This is a genomic window from Sphingomonas sp. 28-62-20 (assembly GCF_002281505.1).
The window spans coordinates 250,315-267,830 of record NZ_NCGH01000007.1; the positions used below are offsets into that span (position 1 = coordinate 250,315).

Sequence of the window (17,516 nt, forward strand, 5' to 3'; positions counted from 1 at the left end):
ACAGGATATCGCCTGCATACTCATGGACGTCTATCTGCCCATCGCCAATTTGAGCGTGAACGCGTTCGTCATCATCCTGCTTGGCGGGGGCGTTGGCTTATTGTCGGGCATGTTTGGGGTTGGCGGCGGGTTTCTGACGACGCCGCTGCTGATCGTTTACGGCATTTCGCCCACGGTCGCCGCCGCTTCGGCCGCCAGCCAGGTCACGGGGGCCAGCGTATCGGGGGTCTTTGCCCATTTCCGGCGCAAAGGCGTTGATGTGAAGATGGGCGGCGTGCTGGTGAGCGGGGGCATCCTTGGCTCGTTCGCCGGGGCGTGGATATTCCAGCTGCTCCAGGCAAGCGGCCAGATCGATACCGTTATCGCGATCATCTATGTGCTGCTGCTCGGCTCAATCGGGTCGATGATGGCGCGCGAATCGCTCCAAAGCATCAAGTCGATCAAGACGGGTATTCCCTTGCGCGCACGCAAGCGCCGCCATCATCCGCTGGTCGCTGCCCTTCCGCTTCGAACGCGCTTTTATCGGTCTGGGCTGTATATTTCGCCGCTTGCGCCGCTGCTGCTCGGCTTTTTCGTCGGCATTTTGACGATTTTGCTCGGTATTGGCGGTGGGTTCATTCTGGTGCCGGCAATGCTTTATTTGCTTGGCATGACCACCCAGGTCGTCGTCGGCACGTCGCTGTTCCAGACGCTGTTCGTCACGGCTATTGCCACCATGGTGCATGCGACGACCACCAAGGCAGTCGATATCGTGCTTGCCGCCTTGCTGCTGCTCGGTTCGGTGGTTGGTGCGCAGGTCGGCGCGCGGCTGGCGAGCCGGGTCAAGCCGGAATATCTGCGGCTTGCGCTGGCCGCGATCGTGTTGCTGGTGGCGTTTCGGGTGGCGATCGGGCTGGGGTTCCGCCCCGATGAGCTCTATTCGGTCGAGCTGTCATGAAGCGCCGATGGCTGTTGCTGGCCGCACCGCTGCTGATGGGCCAGGCCAAGCCCGTGCTGGTACCCGATGTGTCGCAGCGCGATATCGAGATTGCCTATAGCTTTACCGGCGCCGAACTGCTGCTGTTCGGTGCAATCCTCTATCCCGGCGGGCGGGTGCCGAGCGAGCGCGATGCCGAAATTGTCGTGGTCGTCAAAGGCCCGGCCCAGCCAATTCTGGTGCGCGAAAAACAGAAAATTGCCGGTATTTGGGTGAATGCAGCGCGGATGCGCTATCTGTCGGCGCCATCCTTTTACGCGATCGCCTCGTCAAAACCGATCGATCAGCTCGTCGACGGCCGCACCCGCGCGATCTATGAACTTGGTCTCGACAGTCTTCAGCTGTCGCCGGCCAGTAACACGCCAACCAACGACCAAAGTCGTTTCGCTAAAGGGCTGGTCGAGCTGAAACGCCGAAATGCGCTCTATTATGAAGCGCCGCGTGCGGTCGAAATTACCGATGGCGTGCTGTACCGCGCTCGGGTGCGGATACCGGCGCGGGTGCCGGTGGGTCGGTTCACTGCGGAAACCTTTTTGATTCGCGATGGCCGGGTGTTGGCGGCAGCGGTGCGGGATATTGATATCCGCAAATCGGGGTTTGAACGCTTTGTCGCGCGCGCGGCGGAGCGCGATTCCTTTTTCTATGGGCTCACCGCCGTGGCGTTGTCGGTGATGTTCGGCTGGGGTGCCGGCTGGATCGCTCGCCGCTTTTAGGCTGCCGCCAACCCGCACCAGGATATGGCAACGCTATCTTTACGCCTGCCATGCAAAACGGGCTGTCAATAGCGGCCGGGGGAGCGATGGAAATGATGGACAGCGCCCAGGGTCGTGCCTTTGACGCCGATCTTCGCGGGGATGCGCCCGCCCCCAGTCACCCCATCGACGCCCAGGGTGCAGAAATTGGCCTTGTGTTCGAAATCCACGGGTCGAGCAGCCAGATTCTGCTCGATGCCCTCGCGATTGACCGCCTTAGCAACAGCGCTGATCCGGTCATCGTCGCGGCCGGCCAAGTCGGCAGCCAGGTCAAGATGCGCGTTGGCAGCACCTGGCTGATTGCCAATATCCGGTCCCTGAAACTTGCCGATGGTCGCAGCGGCCAGATCGTTGCCGCCATCGATTTTCTCGGCGAAGGCGATGAGGAACGGCTGACCGGCAAGCTCTATAAATTCCGGCGCGGCGTTACCCGCTACCCGATGCCCGGCTGCCCCGTCTTTCCGGTATCGACCGCTGATTTGCAGCAAATCTATGCCGCCGATGATCGCGCCAATATCGACATTGGTACGGTTTACCCCACGCGCGATATTCGCGCCGCGCTGTATGTCGATGCACTGCTCGGCAAGCATTTCGCGTTGCTTGGATCGACCGGCACCGGCAAATCGACCGCTGCGGCGCTGATTCTGCACCGTATCTGTGATCTCGCGCCGCAGGGCCATATCGTCATGGTCGATCCGCACGGCGAATATGCCGCAGCGTTCAAGGGCAATGGCGCGACCTATGACGTGTCGAACCTGCAAATGCCCTATTGGCTGATGAATTTTGAAGAACATTGCGAAGTGTTCGTCACCAGCCATGGTTCGGAACGCCAGGTTGACGCCGATATCCTCGCCAAATGCCTGTTGATGGCCCGCAGCAAGGGCCGGTTGGGCCAGGAAATTTCGAAACTGACGGTCGATGCGCCGATCCCCTATCTGCTCAGCGATCTGACCAATTTGATCAGCCTGGAAATGGGCAAGATGGATCGCGCTGGCGATACGGCGCCCTATTTGCGGCTCAAGACCAAGATTGACGAGGTCAAGGCGGACCCCCGCTTTGGCTTTATGTTCTCTGGCATGCTGGTCGCCGATACGATGGCGAGCTTTATCGAGCGGGTGTTTCGCTTGCCCGGTGATGGCAAGCCGATTTCGATCATCGATGTATCGGGCGTGCCGTCTGAAATTACGTCGGTGGTGGTGGCGGTGCTGGCGCGGATGGTGTTCGATTTCGCGATCTGGTCCCGCAACGAACCGCAACGGCCTATCCTGCTCGTCTGCGAAGAGGCGCATCGCTACATTCCGGCGAATGAATCCATGTCCTCGGTCGGGCGAATCCTGAGCCGGATTGCGAAAGAGGGCCGCAAATATGGCGTTTCTTTGGGGCTGATCACCCAGCGTCCGTCCGATCTTGCTGAGGGCGTGCTGTCACAATGCGGCACGATCATCGCGATGCGGCTTAATAACGATCGCGATCAGGCCTTTGTTCGGGCAGCGATGCCGGAAGGCGCGCGCGGTTTTCTTGATGTCATCCCGGCGCTGCGCAACCGTGAATGTATCGTTTGCGGGGAAGGCGTGGCGGTGCCGATCCGCGTTGCCTTTGATTCGCTCGAAGAGGAAAGACGGCCGGCATCTGATGACCCGCTGTTTTCGCGCCTGTGGCGTGAAGTTGGTCAGGAAGATCAGATTATCGCCCGGACGATCAAACGCTGGCGGTCGCAAGGGCATTAATCGCGGATGTGATCACTCCGGCACGCTGAGGCCGGTTCGTCGCGCCAGTGCGGTCTATCGACCGGCGGGCTTAACCGAGAGCAAGCTCGCCAGTTTCGCCTTGAACGCCCGCAGCGCATTGCCGGATAGCTGAGCGACCTGGGTGAAGGACAGATTGCGCGGATTGATCGACACGCCGTTACGCCACACTTCATAATGGAGATGCGGGCCGGTCGACATGCCGGTTGAGCCGACATAGCCAATAATCTGGCCCTGCGCGACACGGGTGCCCGACCGCACCGCGATCCGGCTCATATGGCCATAGCCGGTGGCCAGGCCACCACCATGCGTCAACTTGACGAAATTGCCATAGCCGCTGGTCCGCCCAGCCAAGGTGACAATGCCGTCCATGGCGGCGCGGATCGGTGCGCCATAGGGGGCGCCAAAATCCATGCCCTTGTGCATGCGCATCATCCGCATGATCGGGTGGAAACGCATGCCATAGCTAGAGGTGAGATGCCCCGCGACGGGCATCGACATGACACCGCGGCGCTCACCAACGCCATTGGCTTCGAACCACTGGCCACCCTTGCTGCTATCGGTATCGCCGCCCCAGCGCAGCAGCTGGATCTTCTTCCCGTCGCGATCGAGCCCGGCATAGAGAAGTTCGCCCAATTGGACCTCACCCGTCGCCGCGCGTGCCTGGCGAACGACGATATCGAAGATATTGTCGGCTTGGACATCACGCCCAATCGAAATGCGGCTCGCCAAGGCGCGGATATAGGCTTCGACGGCTTTGGCTGGCGCACCAGCGGCACGCGCCGAGCGATATAGACTTTGCCCGACCAGCCCACGAATTCTGAGCGGCGTATTGTCGATGGCGATCGGTTGCGGGGCCATCACCAGATGGCCACCGGTGCGCGCCACGGCAACGTTCAGATCAAATCGCGCGCGGAATTTCAGATTGTCGAGTGGTCGCGGCACATCGCGGCTCGGTCGCCGCCCCAGCGTGATCTCAAGCTGCGTACCGGGCTTGATCGTCGATAACGCCACCGCGCGCGAGACCATATCGGCGACGCTGCTCGCCTCGTCGCGGGCGACCCCGGCGCGCGTCAGCACGCGCGAAAAATTATCGCCGCTGCCCAGCGTCGCTGCCAGCTCGATCATTGGCCGCTCGGGCGTTTCGGCGAGCGGCGCGACAAGATCATTGGCGGCGATGCGTCGGCCCGAATTGGCCCCCCAGCCCAGTGGCGCAATTGCCTGCGCCCGGGCTTCTTCCCAGGCCGATCCTTCAAGCGGCGGCGGGGTCGCCCCGATGAGCGGGTTGTTGAAACCCGGCGAGAGCCAGCAGGTTGCCGTGATGAGCGCAGTGCAGGTTAACGCGCCGCGCCACCAGGTGGCCGAGCCAATTTGCGCGCCAAGATCGGGCGCCCATTCAATATCAGCAATGCGGGCCCGTAGTGTTTCGAATCGGGTGGTGGGGCTAAGCGGTGCCAGGCTTCGCCCAAAGGATAGCGCGGCAGCACCGCCTCCCTCGCCCAAGCCATGATCGCTGCGTACAAACACAGCCGCCCCCACAAAAATGAACGCGCAACCCGCTTTTGCGCTCCCTAGGAAAAATGACTGTGGCCACAGACTCCTAAAGTCAAATTAACCCGGTGTGCCAATTGTCCCAATTGCGACGAACGGTGTGACTCAGGGGACCAACAGAAATGGCAGTTTTCTGGGGCTAACCAACAGAATTGGTTAATGAAGATTTTTTGTACAACGGCTGGTTGCGTTGCGGGGTCTGCCACGCGATCTTGGGGGCATAATGACTGGACCTGCCACCCGCCCGGTCACGGCTGTTTTGGGGCCGACCAATACCGGCAAGACGCACCTCGCGATTGAGCGGATGTGCGGCCATTCGAGTGGCATGATCGGCTTTCCGCTGCGGTTGCTGGCGCGCGAAGTCTATGACCGGGTGGTTAAGATCAAAGGCCCGGCCCAGGTTGCGCTGATCACGGGTGAGGAAAAGATTCTGCCGCGCGACGCGCGCTGGTTCCTGTGCACCGCCGAAAGCATGCCGCTTGATCGCGATCTTGCCTTTGTCGGTATCGATGAGGCGCAATTGGGGGCTGATCCAGAGCGCGGCCATGTTTTCACCGATCGACTGCTGCGCGCGCGCGGGCGTGAGGAGACGATGATCCTGGGATCAGAAGCGCTGCGGCCAATGATCAGGGCGCTGATTCCCGATGCCGAGATCGTCAATCGCCCGCGTTTTTCGACGCTCAGCTATGCCGGTGCGCGCAAGATTTCGCGGTTGCCGCGGCGATCAGTGATCGTCGCCTTTTCGGCGGAGGAGGTCTATGCGGTCGCCGAAATGCTCAGGCGACTGCGCGGCGGGGCGGCGGTGGTGATGGGCGCGCTGTCGCCCCGCACCCGAAACGCCCAGGTGGCGATGTTCCAGTCTGGCGAGGTCGATTATCTGGTCGCGACCGATGCGATCGGCATGGGGCTCAACATGGATGTGGCCCATGTCGCCTTTGCGTCGTTGCGCAAGTTTGACGGGCACCGCCAGCGTCGGCTGACGGTCGCGGAAATGGCGCAGATTGCGGGCCGTGCCGGCCGACATCAGCGCGACGGCACCTTTGGCGCGCTAAGCGAAACCGGGTCAGGTGCCTTCACGCCGGAGGAAATATTGGCGATTGAAGAGCATCGCTTTCCCCGGCTTGAGCACCTTCATTGGCGTGAAGGCGAACCGAGCGTGGCGAGCATTGACGATCTGATCGCCGATCTTGAACAACGCCCCTTGTCCCCGGTGCTGCGGGCGGCCCCTGAAGCCGTTGATCTGGCGGTGCTGAAGCGGCTGGCCGAGGAAGACGGTGTCCGCGATCGGACGCGGGGCGCAGCCATGGTCAAGCGACTTTGGGCGGCGTGTGGCTTGCCTGATTTCCGCAAATTGGGCGTTGATCCCCATACCCGCTTTATCGCGCGGGTTCATGGCTATCTGTCGACGGGCACCGGCCATGTCCCGCATGATTGGTTCGCCGCCGAGATCGCAAGGCTCGACAATGTGAACGGCGATGTCGAAACGATTGCCGGGCGGATCGCTGGGGCCAGAAGCTGGGCCTATATCGCCAACCGGGCCGACTGGATGGCCGAGCCGCAGCTTTGGGCGGCGCGGACCAGTGCGCTGGAAGAACGATTGTCGGATGCGCTGCACGATCGGCTGACCCAGCGCTTTGTGGATCGGCGGACCACGGTGTTGATGCGCCAGCTTGGCGGTGATGCCGGCGCGCTGGCGGTAACGGTGGCCGAAGACGGCGCGGTATCGGTGGAGGATCAGTCGATCGGCCGACTGGAGGGGTTTCATTTCGTCGTCGCGGCCGACGCGCGGGCGAGCGATAAAAGGCTGTTGCTGGCGGCAGCGGAGACCCGATTGGGCGCTGAACGGGCGCGGCGGGCGGCGGCGCTGGCGACGGCGCCGGATGGTGCACTGGCGCTTGGCACGGGCGAGCGCCCTGAGATTTGCTGGGCTGGCCATCCGGTTGCGTATTTGCGACCGGGGCCAGCGCTGACCCGGCCGCGGATCGAGCTCGTGCGCGCGCTCGATTGCCTCGACAAGGCCGATCGTGACCGTATCAAAGCGCGGCTGGAGGGCTGGGTGGCGGCACAAGTCGCCCGCCATGCGGCGGCGATTGCTGCGGTTGAGGCAATGGCGCGTGATCCCGCCGCGACTGCCGCGTTGCGCGTGATTGCGGCGGCGCTGGGCACAGGCGCAGGGCTGGCGGCGCGGTTGCCGCTTGGCGAGGCGATCGAGGCGCTGGTTGGGATGGATCGCCAGCGGCTGCGCAAGGCCGGGATCGTCATCGGCGCGCTAGATCTGTTCGATCCGCGCCTGCTGAAACCCGTGGCCATGCGCTGGCGCGTCGCTCTGCTGGCAGCGCAATCGGGCAAGGCGCTGGCGACGCTGCCGCCGCCCGGCGCCACGGTGCTGGCGCGCGGCGCGCCCGGCGCTAGCGCGGTAATGGGTTTTCGCGCCATTGGGGCGCAGGCCGTGCGGATCGATCTGGTCGAGCGGCTGGCGCGCGCCGCGCATGACGCGCGCGCCGGCAAAGCACCCTTCACCCCCGATTCGACGCTGGCAACATCGATCGGCATTGCGCCGGCGACCGTTGACCGGTTGATGGGGCAGCTTGGTTTTCGTGCGGCGCCACCAGAACAAGGCGTGCCCCGCTGGGTGTGGCGCGGGCGGCCGCCACGGGTGAAGGCGGTGACAGCGCCTCGCGATAATGCCTTTGCCGTGCTCGCGCAGATCACCGGTCGCCATGGCTGAGCCGCAATGCCGGGCCTAGTCGGGCGCTCACAAGCGCCAGACTCCGCACCGACCCTCAGGATTGATAAATTCCTTTGGTTTGCGCGGCTCGCCCGGTCGCGCAGCGCCGCGCAAGCGCTGGCGGAAGCAGGGGCGATCCGGCTCGATGGGCGCCGGGTCGACCGGGCACATACGCCCGTGCGGGTTGGATCGGTGATCGCCTTTGTGCAGGGCGATGAGGTGCGTGTGCTTCGGGTGCTGGCGCTGCCTAGCCGACGGGGACCGGCCAGCGAGGCCGCTACGCTATTCGCCGATGCAGCAAAGCCCTGTTGACGGGCAACAGGTGCGCGCATAGCAGAAGCCAGATATCCACCCAGAAATTCATTGGGAGTTAGCCGAGCATGACCTACGTCGTTACCGACGCCTGCATCCGTTGCAAATATATGGACTGTGTCGAGGTCTGCCCGGTCGATTGCTTCTATGAAGGCGAAAATATGCTGGTGATCAATCCCAGCGAATGCATCGATTGCGGCGTTTGCGAGCCCGAATGCCCGGCTGAGGCGATTTTGCCCGATACCGAAAGCGGGCTGGAAAAATGGCTCGAACTCAATACCAAATTTTCGGCCGAATGGCCCAATATTACCCGCAAGCGCGAGAGCCCGGCTGATGCCGATGAGTTCAAGGGCCGCGAGGGCAAATATGAGGAACTCTTCTCGCCAGAGCCCGGCGAGGGCGATTGACGCCAAAGCCGTCTAAAGACGGGAGCCTGGCGCGCCAGCAGCGGGCCGCCAGTATCGGCTAGTGTCAAGATTTATCGCACGGGACGGGCAGCCAGCTCCCGGCGTTTCGACTGGCCTGCCCAGTTGGGTAAGGACCGGCAACCACGGTCCGGTGCGCGGGTCGGCAAGTGCCGGGCCCGCCGCTGTTCGTGCGTCGGCGCGGCGACGACTGGTATTTTTGTGACGACTATGTTAAAGAGGCTTTGACGGCGGTTCCGATCGGTGCCGTCGCTACGGAGACTCACACGCACACCGCCCCAACCGCGCCGACCGCCAAGGCCGCAAGCGCGCTCCCCCTGGGGCTATGATCACGGAAAGGCTCAACAGAATGGCTGCCAAGGCGCTGTCCTTCGACGTCGGTGACTATGTTGTTTACCCCAAGCACGGCGTTGGCCGTGTTATCGAACTGCAGCGACAGGAGATCGCCGGCATGCAGCTGGAACTCTATGTCTTGCGGTTCGAAAAAGAACGCATGACGCTGCGTGTACCCACCAACAAGGCCGAAAGCGTCGGCATGCGCAAATTGTCTTCGGACAAGACGCTGCGTGAGGCGCTTGATACGCTGACCGGCAAACCGCGCGTGAAGCGGACGATGTGGTCGCGTCGTGCCCAGGAATATGAAGCCAAGATCAACTCGGGCGATCTCGTATCGATTGCCGAAGTGGTCCGTGATTTGTTCCGGGCCGATGATCAGCCCGAACAAAGCTATTCCGAACGCCAGATCTTCGAAGCCGCCACCAGCCGCCTCGCGCGCGAACTGGCGGCGATGGAGCAGGTTGACGAGCCGACTGCCCAGGAAAAAATCCTGGAAATCCTGCGCAAGGCTGCAGCTATCCACAACAAGGACAAGGAACCCGCCTGATCAAGGCGGTTTTCCAATGATCCATCAAGGGGTGGCCGGCAACGGTCACCCCTTTTTTGTTTGGCGATTGCGATCCATATCACAGTGTGTTATTTCACCAATACACAATGAAGGGATGAGCGATGCGTAAGACCACCGTGCTGGCCATGATGACGGCGATGATACCCCTGGCCGCCTGTTCGGGCGCGGGCATTTTCGACAAGGGTGATGCCGTGCCGGCCACGGGCACGGGAACGTCGCGCACCTTTCCGGTCGCCGATTTTACCGGCGTGGCGCTGCGTGGATCGGACGATGTCGACATCAAGCTCGCCGATAGTTTCAGTGTTCGTGCTGAGGGCCCAAGCGAAGTGCTCGACCGGCTCAAGATCGAGCGTGACGGGACGATGCTCAAGATTGGCCGTAAATCCGATCCCAGTTTCAACTGGGGATCGTCTAAGGGCGCCAAGATTTTCGTCACGCTGCCTCGGCTCGTTGCCGCGAATGTCGCCGGTTCGGGCGACATGACGGTAGCAGCGGCTGAGGGCGATGATTTCGAGGCGTCAAATGCAGGCTCGGGCAGCATCACCATCGCCGCGCTCAAGGTGAAATCGGCCGAGTTCAACATCGCCGGTTCGGGCGAGATCACCGCCAAAGGCAGCGCTGGCACGCTGAAAATGGCGATTGCCGGGTCGGGCGATATCAATGCCGCGGGCGTCAAGGCCAGCCAGGCGGATGCCTCAATTGCCGGTTCAGGCAGCATCAGCGCTGATGTCGACGGGTCGGCAACGGTATCGATCATGGGATCGGGTGATGTCGATATGGGCAAGAACGCGACCTGCACCACCAGCAAAATGGGATCAGGCACGGTCACCTGCGGCAAGTAACATTGCCGCCGGGCTTGTCGGTGGGGGTGAATCGGTGCGATGCAGCCGGGATGTATCGAGCATTGTTGTTGCCCCTGCTGATCATGACGGCGACGCCGACAGTCGCCGCCGAGCGAAGCTATACCTTTGCCAGCTTTGATCGAATCCGGATCGAGGGACCCTATGAGGTCACGCTGACCACCGGCAAAACCCCGGGCGGGCGGGCGATTGGCGAAGACCGCGTGCTCGATACGCTGACGATCAGCGTTGAAGGGCAAACCTTAATCGTCCGGTCCCGCCCGCTCGCGGTCGGCGAGCCACCACCGCCGCCCAAAATTCCGCTGGTGATCACGCTGGCGACGCCCGGTTTGCGCGGGGCGGCCGTCAATGGCGGCGGTCGGCTGAAGATTATACGGATGGTCGGCCAACGACTCGATTTGTCAGTCAATGGCGCGGGCGGGCTGACCATAGCGGGAATCGACGCTGATCAGCTCACCGCCACAGTGATTGGTGCGGGCACGATGACCTTGGCCGGGCGCAGCGGCCGTGCGCGGGTGCAGCTTTCCGGTCCAGGTACCGTCACTGCCTCAGCGCTGATCGTCAATGATCTGATTGCGCGATCAGAAGGCACGGGGGAGATGCGACTGGCCGCGCGCTATACCGCTGATGTGTCCTCAACCGGGCTGGGTGCAATTAGCGTTGCCGGCAACCCGGCTTGCAAGGTCCAATCGATCGGTGGCGGGCCGATCCTGTGCAACTCAAAGTAACGCCATCGCGGCCAGCTTGCTCATCAAGGCAGCGGGCATCTGATCATTGTCGCTTGCATCCCCGATCAGATCGGTGGGGGCATCGCCCTGTTCCAGATAGCGCCAGCCCTGATGCGCGCGTTTCGGCACAGCCCTGACCAGCACGAGGTGCGGATCGAGCAGGATTGCCACCTTTCCCGCTTCCGCTTCGCCAAAGCCGGTGATTAGTGATCGAGCGACCAGCTGATGCTTGAGGATCCAGAACAAGGATCCCCCTGCTGCTTGCGGGCCGGCAATTTCTTCATGTCGCTTGGGCAGGTAGCGCGTGGTCAGAAACAGCGGCCCCTCGGCCGCGCGCGCACGCAGCCGCTCGGCAAGATGATCGATACTGGTCGCGCCGAACGCGACCTTGGTAAGATGAAGCGGCATTATCGTGATCGCGTGCGACCGCCGGGGCAGATCGTCAAGTCACCCCGTCAGCCCGGTGAGCGCCGCCAGCCCCAAAAACGCGAAAAAGCCCATAGAATCGGTCGTCATCGTCACGAAGATCGACGAGGAAACCGCCGGGTCGGTGCGCATCCGATCAAGCGTGACCGGCACCAGCACGCCTGCAAGCCCCGCGACAAGGATGTTCGTCATCATCGCCGCAGCAATCACCGCGCCGAGTTGCGGATTGCGGAACACCAACGTGACGCCGATGCCGATGATCACGGCAATCGTCGCGCCGTTGAGCAGCGCGACGCGGATCTCGCGCCGGATCGTCCGCCAGGTGTTTGAATCGGTAAGCTGGTTAGTGGCGATTGCGCGCACCGTCACTGCCATTGTCTGCGTCCCGGCATTGCCGCCAACACCAGCGACGATTGGCATTAGCGTGGCAAGTGCAACCATCCGGGCGATCGTGCCTTCAAACAGCGCGATGATTGATGAGGCAAGCAGCGCCGTGAACAGATTGGCGATCAGCCAGCGCACACGCGTCTTATAGCTTTCGACCACCGGCTCGTTGATGTCGCCTTCACCCGCGCCCGACAGCCGCAGAATATCCTCGCCGGCCTCCTGGCTGATGATATGGACGATATCGTCAACGGTGATCATGCCGACCAGCCGTCCGGCCGGATCGACGACGGCGGCGGAGATCAGCGCATATTTCTGGAAGCGAAGGGCGACCTCTTCCTGGTCCATCTCGACCGGGATCAGCGTCTGTTCACGCTTCATGACATCGGCCATGGAGACGATGCGCGGCGTGCGCATGATCCAGGAAAGCTGGCACGTGCCCAGCGGCTTGTGCGCGGGATCGACGACGAAGATTTCCCAGAAATCGGTGGTCAGATCGTCATTGCCGCGCAGATAATCGAGCACATCGCCGACCGTCCAATGCTCCGGCACCGCGATCAGTTCGCGCTGCATCAGGCGACCGGCGGACTCCTCAGGGTACGACAGCGCCTCCTCAATCGCGGCGCGATCATCAGGATCAAGCGCGCGCAGCACCGCGCGCTGATCGCTCTCCTCCATATCCTCGATGATCGCGACGGCGTCGTCGGTATCGAGTTCGGCGGCGATCGTCGCGACCTGATGCGGCTCCAGCGCATCGATCAGCGCCTCGCGCACATAATCGTTCATCTCGGCGAACACCTCGCCGTCGAGCAGATCGGCGATGGCGGTGGCGAGCCGGGCGCGCTGATCCGCCGGCACCAGCTCAAACAGATCGGCGATGTCGGCGGGGTGGAGCGGCTCAACCAGTGCGCGCGCACCCTCGGCATCATCGGCATCGACCGCTGCCAGCACTGCCGACACAAAAGCCGGCTTCAGTCGATCGTCTTCATCGAGCTGATTAGCCTCAGCTTCGTGTTGATCGAGTTCGGTCTCGCTCATGGTTTGACCTCCCGTCGCTGGCGGCTGCTCCTCCGGGCTCTAGCCGCCTCTGTCGACAAAGCCAATCGCGTCCTATTTGCAAGCGCGCGCCAGCCTCGCTAGGGCCGCGTCATGTTTTCCACATGCAAGGATGCCCAATGGCCGACCAATTCGAAACGCTGACCATGACGCTTGAAAGCGGCGATGTGATCATCAAGCTCCGCCCTGATTTGGCCCCCGGCCATGTCGCGCGGATCGGGACCTTGGCCAATGAAGGTTTTTATGATGGCGTGATTTTCCACCGGGTTATCCCTGGCTTCATGGCGCAGGGCGGCGATCCGACCGGCACCGGCATGGGCGGATCGGAAAATCCCGATCTCAAGGCAGAATTCAGCAAGGAGCCGCATGTCCGCGGTGTCTGTTCGATGGCGCGCTCATCCCAGCCGAATAGCGCCAACAGCCAGTTTTTCGTCTGCTTCGACGACGCCCGCTTCCTTGATGGCCAATATACGGTTTGGGGCCAGGTGACTGAGGGCATGGAGCATATCGACGCGCTGCCCAAGGGCGAGCCGCCGCGCGCACCGGGCAAGATTGTCAGCATGCGCGCCGCCTGACGCGGAATAGTCGGGGTGGCGACTCGGGGCTGGCGGATCAATCGTCCGGCAGCCCCAGTGCCGCGATCAGCCAATCATGGAAGAGTTTGACCGGGCGTTGTTGCAGCGCGCGGGGGCGGCAGACGAACCAATAGCTGTACGGGCTTTCCACAGCGATATCGAACAGGCGGACCAGGCGGGGATCATGCGCATCCTCAAAATGATTGGCGTGCATGAAGGCGACGCCAAGCCCCTGTGCCACTGCCTCCAGCATCAGGGCACCCGAATCGAAATGATCAATGGCGCGCGGTTCAAGATCGCCTAGCCCGGCGGCATTGCGCCAGGTGGCAAAGGTATCCGGGATGTCGCGATGGACCAGCGCGGTCAGCATGGCCAGCTGGCGCGGATCAGTGATTGGCGCATCGTCCAGCGTCATGTCGCGCTGGCCGATCACATAGATGGTGTTGCGATCGAGTCGCCGGGCATAAAGCGCGGGATCGACATCGCGCTGCAGCACGATTGCAGCGTCCAGCCCCTCGCCAAGCCGACTGGTGCCATGGCCAGCCGTATCAATGTCCAAATGCAGTTCGGGATATAGCGCGCGCAGGGCGGGCAGTCTGGGGAACAAGCGCTGCGTTGCAAAAAGCGGCAGCACGCCGAGCCGCAGCCGCATGACATCGGTGGCGCTGGTGATCGATTCGACCGCGTCCGTCAGGCTGTCGAGCGCTGGTGCCATTTGCGCCAGCAGCCGTTCCCCATCACCGTTAAGCTGCATCGCCTGATGGCGGCGATCGAATAAAGGTCTGCCGATAAAGCGTTCCATCGCCTGGATTCGACGGCTCAGTGCTGGCGCTGACAGCGCGAGTTCTTCGGCCGCTGTCTTGACCGAGCCAAGGCGCGCGACCTGCACAAACGCTTCGATGGCGGTCAGTGGCGGTAATCTGCGCAACGGTCCCCTCCCACTTGCGACCTGTCATTTCCCTCACCTGATCATAACAGCCAGGCTGCGTTTCGCGCCATAGTGAAATGCAATTTTTGCATTCGCGGTTTTTCTTTTCGCACTTGCACAATAATCTGCTGCACTGCACATAGAGCAGGCCTTTCAGGCATCCTCTCCTAAAACTTTCACGGCCGATCCCTCACGGGGTCGGCCCTTTTTTTAGTTTTGGTATCGCTGCAGCGCAGGATCAATCGGGAACGGCGGGCGAGTCGCGCAGCTGTTCCCAGGCGAACACCAGCATCGCCAGCAAGGCAACCGACGCGATCAGATAGGGCAGCGGCTTGTAGAGTTCATACAAACCCACGCCAATCGACGGGCCGAGGACAAAAGCCGCCCCGTTGATGGAGGTGACCTTGCCCGCCACCGATCCCTGACCTTCGGCGCCGACCGCCAATGAAGCGCCAGCCGTAAAGCCGGGCCGGGTAAAGCCAAAGCCGAGTGAGGCCAGGCCATAGGCAAGCGCGATCCCATAAAGCGAGGTCGCAATCCCCGTCAGCGCGGTGCCGATCGCGGCGAACACGAGCCCTATCAGCACAAGGCGGCGCGGATCGAGGTTGAGATTGGGGATGATTCCCCATTGCGCGAGCAGCGCAGCGCCCGCGCCGATGATCAGCACCAGGCCGGTTGGCTGCAACGCCAGCGCCGGAGCGAGGTGCAGCCGATCGATGACGAGAAAGCCAATCGCCTGGCCAGTCATTGCCTGAGCATGGCCCATGACTAGCCCGGCGATCATCCAGCCGCGAATCCGGGGGTCGAAATAGCCGATATGCTCGGTCGTCGGCGCGGTTGCCGCCGTGATGCTCGCCCCGCTGCTCTGGCCGCCAATCGACGGATAGGCGCTAACGGCGGCGTGATGGCCGATCGCCACCCCGCGATCATCGGGCAGCATGCGATAGATCGTCACCACCATCGCGACCCCAAAGGCCGAAAAGATAAAGGCAGGCCCTGCCAGGCCGATTTGCACCGAGCCCAGTGAGCCGAGAATCAGATAAGGGGCAATCGCTGGTCCCAGGATCGTGCCCAGCCCGAATGCCGAGGCGAGCAGCGTGAGTGCCTTGGTCCGCTCTTCGCGGCTGGTGCGACCCGCGACAAGTGCCTGCACCGCTGGCGGTGCGGCTGCCCCAAACGTGCCGTAAATCAGCCTGCCGCCAATAAAGAGCAAAAACGCCAGGCTACCACTGATCCAGCCATTGATGCCGGCCATCAGAAAGACCCCGCACAACCCCAAAGACACCGCAAAGCCCGCCATGCCCAGCACGATCATGGCTCGCCGGCCATGCCGGTCCGATCGCCGCGCCCAAAACGGGGCAGCGAGCACCCAAAGCAAGGCCGATACCGAAAACGCCGCAGCGACGCCGCTGTCAGGCACCTGCAAGGATCGGCCGAGCGCGGGCAGGACGGATTGCAGCGCAGTATTGCCGGCAGCGATCGTCAGCATCACCATAAACAGCAGTATGAAATCGCGATCAGGCCCGGGGCGGCTCATCGGGCGGTTCATGGGGCAGACCAAGCATAATCGCGGGTGACCTCCGCCACGATGACCTCATAGCGGTGATACCAATGCGACCGTCCCAGATCGCGGATCCTTTTGTGGTCGGGATGGTCTCGCCAGGCCTTGGCCTGCACTTCGTCCGCCCAATAGCTGACAGTGATGCCGAGCCGATCGGCCCCGCGGGCGCTTTCCATGCCGCAATAGCCGGGTTGGGCGGCGGCAAGGGCATCCATGGCCGCTGCGGCTGCCTGATAATCGTCATCATGCGCCTCAGTGCGCACGGATAGGAAGATTACGGCAATCTGGCCCAATCGTTCGGTCATGTCGCCCGATTAGGCGGTTGGGGCGCGGGTGCAACCCTGAACGGGGTTAGCGTCGCTTGTCGGGCCCGAAATTAAGCCCCTTGGTTACATTATAGTCCAAGACGGTCATCGCAAAGAAGGCCACGGCCTGTTTGCAGCGCATCCACCAGCTGGTGCGCGCCTTGTAGAGCGCGGAGGTGATCCGCTCCGATTGCGCGATTTCGCCATCGATATAGCGGCGCACCTGCGCGGCAAAAACCTGGTCCTCAATCCGCAGCATCATTTCCAGATTGAGAAACAGGCTGCGCACATCATAATTGGCCGAGCCGATATAGACGATGTCGTCGATCAGGAAGAGCTTGGTATGCAGCTTGGTTGGTTGATATTCATAGAGTTCAACGCGCTTTCTCAGCAGCCCGGCATAAGTGAAGCGCGATGCCCAGATTGCCGCGCCATGGTCGTTCTTCGATGCCAGCACGATCCGTGCCCGGCCGCGCATCCCGGCAGCACCCAGCCGACGCAGCATCCCGGGGCTTGGCGCGAAATAAGCGCTAATCAGGTCAAGCCGCTTGGCCTTCTCAATATCGTTCTTGATCGCGCGCGCCCAGGGGGAAAGCCGCCGGGTCGGGCCGCCAAACACCCAGCGTACTGGCCCGGCCGGTTCGCTCCAGCTGCCCAGTGATCGCCTGAGCACCCGCAGCGGTGCGCGCGGTCGCCTGGTCCAGCGGGCAAGCGCATCGAAATAGCCCGTGATCCGCATCGCCGCCGGTCCTTCGATCAACAGCCCAAGATCACGCCAGGCTTGATCGGCGGGGGTGCCGAAATAGGAATCCTCGACATTGAATCCGCCAATGATGGCGCGAGGAGCGGCGCCATCGCCATCGGCCAGCGCCAGCTTTTGATGATTGCGGAGCAGATAGCGACGTCCCCATCGCGGCTCAAACCGGCAAACGACAATACCGGCTGCCCGCATCGGATCAAAGAAATGATTCTGGTTTGCCGCTTCGCTGCCCAGTCCATCGACGATCAACGATACCCGGACCCCGCGTCCTGCCGCCGCGATCAGCGCCGCGCGCACCTGGCTGCCGGCGCGATCATCGACATAGATGTAATAGATGATCCGCAACGTTTCCCTGGCCCCGTCAATCAGGGCGATCAGCGTTTCAAGCCGGACCGGTCCATTGTCGAGGAGGGTCAGCTGATTGCCGGTGACGGTAAAGCACGGCTGGGGGGCGGGATCGGCCATTGCCTTGATCCATGCGGGGTGTCCCGCGGGGGTGCAAGGCAGAATTCTTGACTCGACGCTAGCCTTACCCTAGGT

At 62.4% G+C, this 17,516-nt stretch carries 17 protein-coding genes; 10 read left to right on the forward strand and 7 right to left on the reverse strand.

Features of this window, described 5'->3' with window-relative positions; genetic code table 11:
• Window positions 1-22 precede the first annotated feature (22 nt).
• The 3 genes from B7Y43_RS07780 to B7Y43_RS07790 all read left to right on the forward strand — a co-directional run bounded on the left by B7Y43_RS07780 (window position 23) and on the right by B7Y43_RS07790 (window position 3,455).
• Window positions 23-937, forward strand: a complete 915-nt coding sequence (locus B7Y43_RS07780) for a sulfite exporter TauE/SafE family protein (RefSeq protein WP_374131057.1) — start codon at window positions 23-25, stop codon at window positions 935-937.
• On the forward strand, window positions 934-1,689 hold the full coding sequence (locus B7Y43_RS07785; RefSeq protein ID WP_374131058.1) for a TIGR02186 family protein: 756 nt from the start codon (window positions 934-936) through the stop codon (window positions 1,687-1,689). Before B7Y43_RS07780 ends, B7Y43_RS07785 begins: the two co-directional genes overlap by 4 nt.
• A gap of 92 nt (window positions 1,690-1,781) precedes the next feature.
• A complete protein-coding gene (locus B7Y43_RS07790) occupies window positions 1,782-3,455 on the forward strand; it encodes an ATP-binding protein (protein ID WP_374131059.1) in 1,674 nt (557 codons plus the stop codon).
• Window positions 3,456-3,509: 54 nt separating this feature from the next.
• On the opposite strand, the gene B7Y43_RS07795 is transcribed toward B7Y43_RS07790, so the two are convergent.
• Window positions 3,510-5,000 (reverse strand): M23 family metallopeptidase, encoded by a 1,491-nt coding sequence (locus tag B7Y43_RS07795; protein WP_374131060.1) that lies wholly within the window; start codon window positions 4,998-5,000, stop codon window positions 3,510-3,512.
• Between the two features lie 247 nt (window positions 5,001-5,247).
• Here B7Y43_RS07795 and B7Y43_RS07800 point away from each other — a divergent pair, with 247 nt between their 5' ends.
• The 6 genes from B7Y43_RS07800 to B7Y43_RS07825 all read left to right on the forward strand — a co-directional run bounded on the left by B7Y43_RS07800 (window position 5,248) and on the right by B7Y43_RS07825 (window position 10,981).
• Window positions 5,248-7,752: a helicase-related protein gene (locus B7Y43_RS07800; protein WP_374131061.1), complete on the forward strand. Its 2,505-nt coding sequence runs from the start codon at window positions 5,248-5,250 to the stop codon at window positions 7,750-7,752.
• A gap of 6 nt (window positions 7,753-7,758) precedes the next feature.
• Window positions 7,759-8,064, forward strand: a complete 306-nt coding sequence (locus B7Y43_RS07805; protein ID WP_374131062.1) for a S4 domain-containing protein — start codon at window positions 7,759-7,761, stop codon at window positions 8,062-8,064.
• 68 nt (window positions 8,065-8,132) lie between these two features.
• Window positions 8,133-8,471 carry a ferredoxin family protein gene (gene fdxA, locus B7Y43_RS07810; protein ID WP_374131063.1) on the forward strand — a complete coding sequence of 113 codons (339 nt, stop codon included), beginning with the start codon at window positions 8,133-8,135 and terminating at the stop codon, window positions 8,469-8,471.
• Window positions 8,472-8,838: 367 nt separating this feature from the next.
• Entirely contained in the window at window positions 8,839-9,372 is a 534-nt protein-coding gene (locus B7Y43_RS07815) for a CarD family transcriptional regulator (protein ID WP_374127233.1), read from the forward strand.
• Between the two features lie 122 nt (window positions 9,373-9,494).
• The gene (locus tag B7Y43_RS07820) at window positions 9,495-10,235 is read left to right on the forward strand and encodes a head GIN domain-containing protein (RefSeq protein ID WP_374131064.1); all 741 of its coding nucleotides are present in this window, start codon (window positions 9,495-9,497) and stop codon (window positions 10,233-10,235) included.
• 50 nt (window positions 10,236-10,285) lie between these two features.
• Window positions 10,286-10,981 (forward strand): head GIN domain-containing protein, encoded by a 696-nt coding sequence (locus B7Y43_RS07825; RefSeq protein ID WP_374131065.1) that lies wholly within the window; start codon window positions 10,286-10,288, stop codon window positions 10,979-10,981.
• Here B7Y43_RS07825 and B7Y43_RS07830 read toward each other — a convergent pair.
• Window positions 10,973-11,389: a DUF1489 family protein gene (locus B7Y43_RS07830; protein WP_374131066.1), complete on the reverse strand. Its 417-nt coding sequence runs from the start codon at window positions 11,387-11,389 to the stop codon at window positions 10,973-10,975. The genes B7Y43_RS07825 and B7Y43_RS07830 overlap by 9 nt on opposite strands.
• Before the next feature lie 39 nt (window positions 11,390-11,428).
• A complete protein-coding gene (gene mgtE, locus B7Y43_RS07835) occupies window positions 11,429-12,829 on the reverse strand; it encodes a magnesium transporter (RefSeq protein ID WP_374131067.1) in 1,401 nt (466 codons plus the stop codon).
• Window positions 12,830-12,966: 137 nt separating this feature from the next.
• Here mgtE and B7Y43_RS07840 point away from each other — a divergent pair, with 137 nt between their 5' ends.
• Window positions 12,967-13,422 (forward strand): peptidylprolyl isomerase, encoded by a 456-nt coding sequence (locus tag B7Y43_RS07840; RefSeq protein ID WP_374131068.1) that lies wholly within the window; start codon window positions 12,967-12,969, stop codon window positions 13,420-13,422.
• Window positions 13,423-13,459: 37 nt separating this feature from the next.
• Here the strand turns inward: B7Y43_RS07840 and B7Y43_RS07845 are convergent, their stop codons facing one another.
• The 4 genes from B7Y43_RS07845 to B7Y43_RS07860 all read right to left on the reverse strand — a co-directional run bounded on the left by B7Y43_RS07845 (window position 13,460) and on the right by B7Y43_RS07860 (window position 17,441).
• Window positions 13,460-14,350, reverse strand: coding sequence for a LysR substrate-binding domain-containing protein (locus tag B7Y43_RS07845; protein WP_374131069.1), 891 nt, complete (start codon window positions 14,348-14,350; stop codon window positions 13,460-13,462).
• Window positions 14,351-14,588: 238 nt separating this feature from the next.
• Window positions 14,589-15,887, reverse strand: coding sequence for an MFS transporter (locus B7Y43_RS07850; RefSeq protein WP_374131070.1), 1,299 nt, complete (start codon window positions 15,885-15,887; stop codon window positions 14,589-14,591).
• Window positions 15,888-15,895: 8 nt separating this feature from the next.
• A complete protein-coding gene (locus B7Y43_RS07855; protein ID WP_374131071.1) occupies window positions 15,896-16,216 on the reverse strand; it encodes an antibiotic biosynthesis monooxygenase in 321 nt (106 codons plus the stop codon).
• 46 nt (window positions 16,217-16,262) lie between these two features.
• Entirely contained in the window at window positions 16,263-17,441 is a 1,179-nt protein-coding gene (locus B7Y43_RS07860; RefSeq protein WP_374131072.1) for a phosphatidylserine/phosphatidylglycerophosphate/cardiolipin synthase family protein, read from the reverse strand.
• Between the last annotated feature and the right edge of the window lie 75 nt (window positions 17,442-17,516).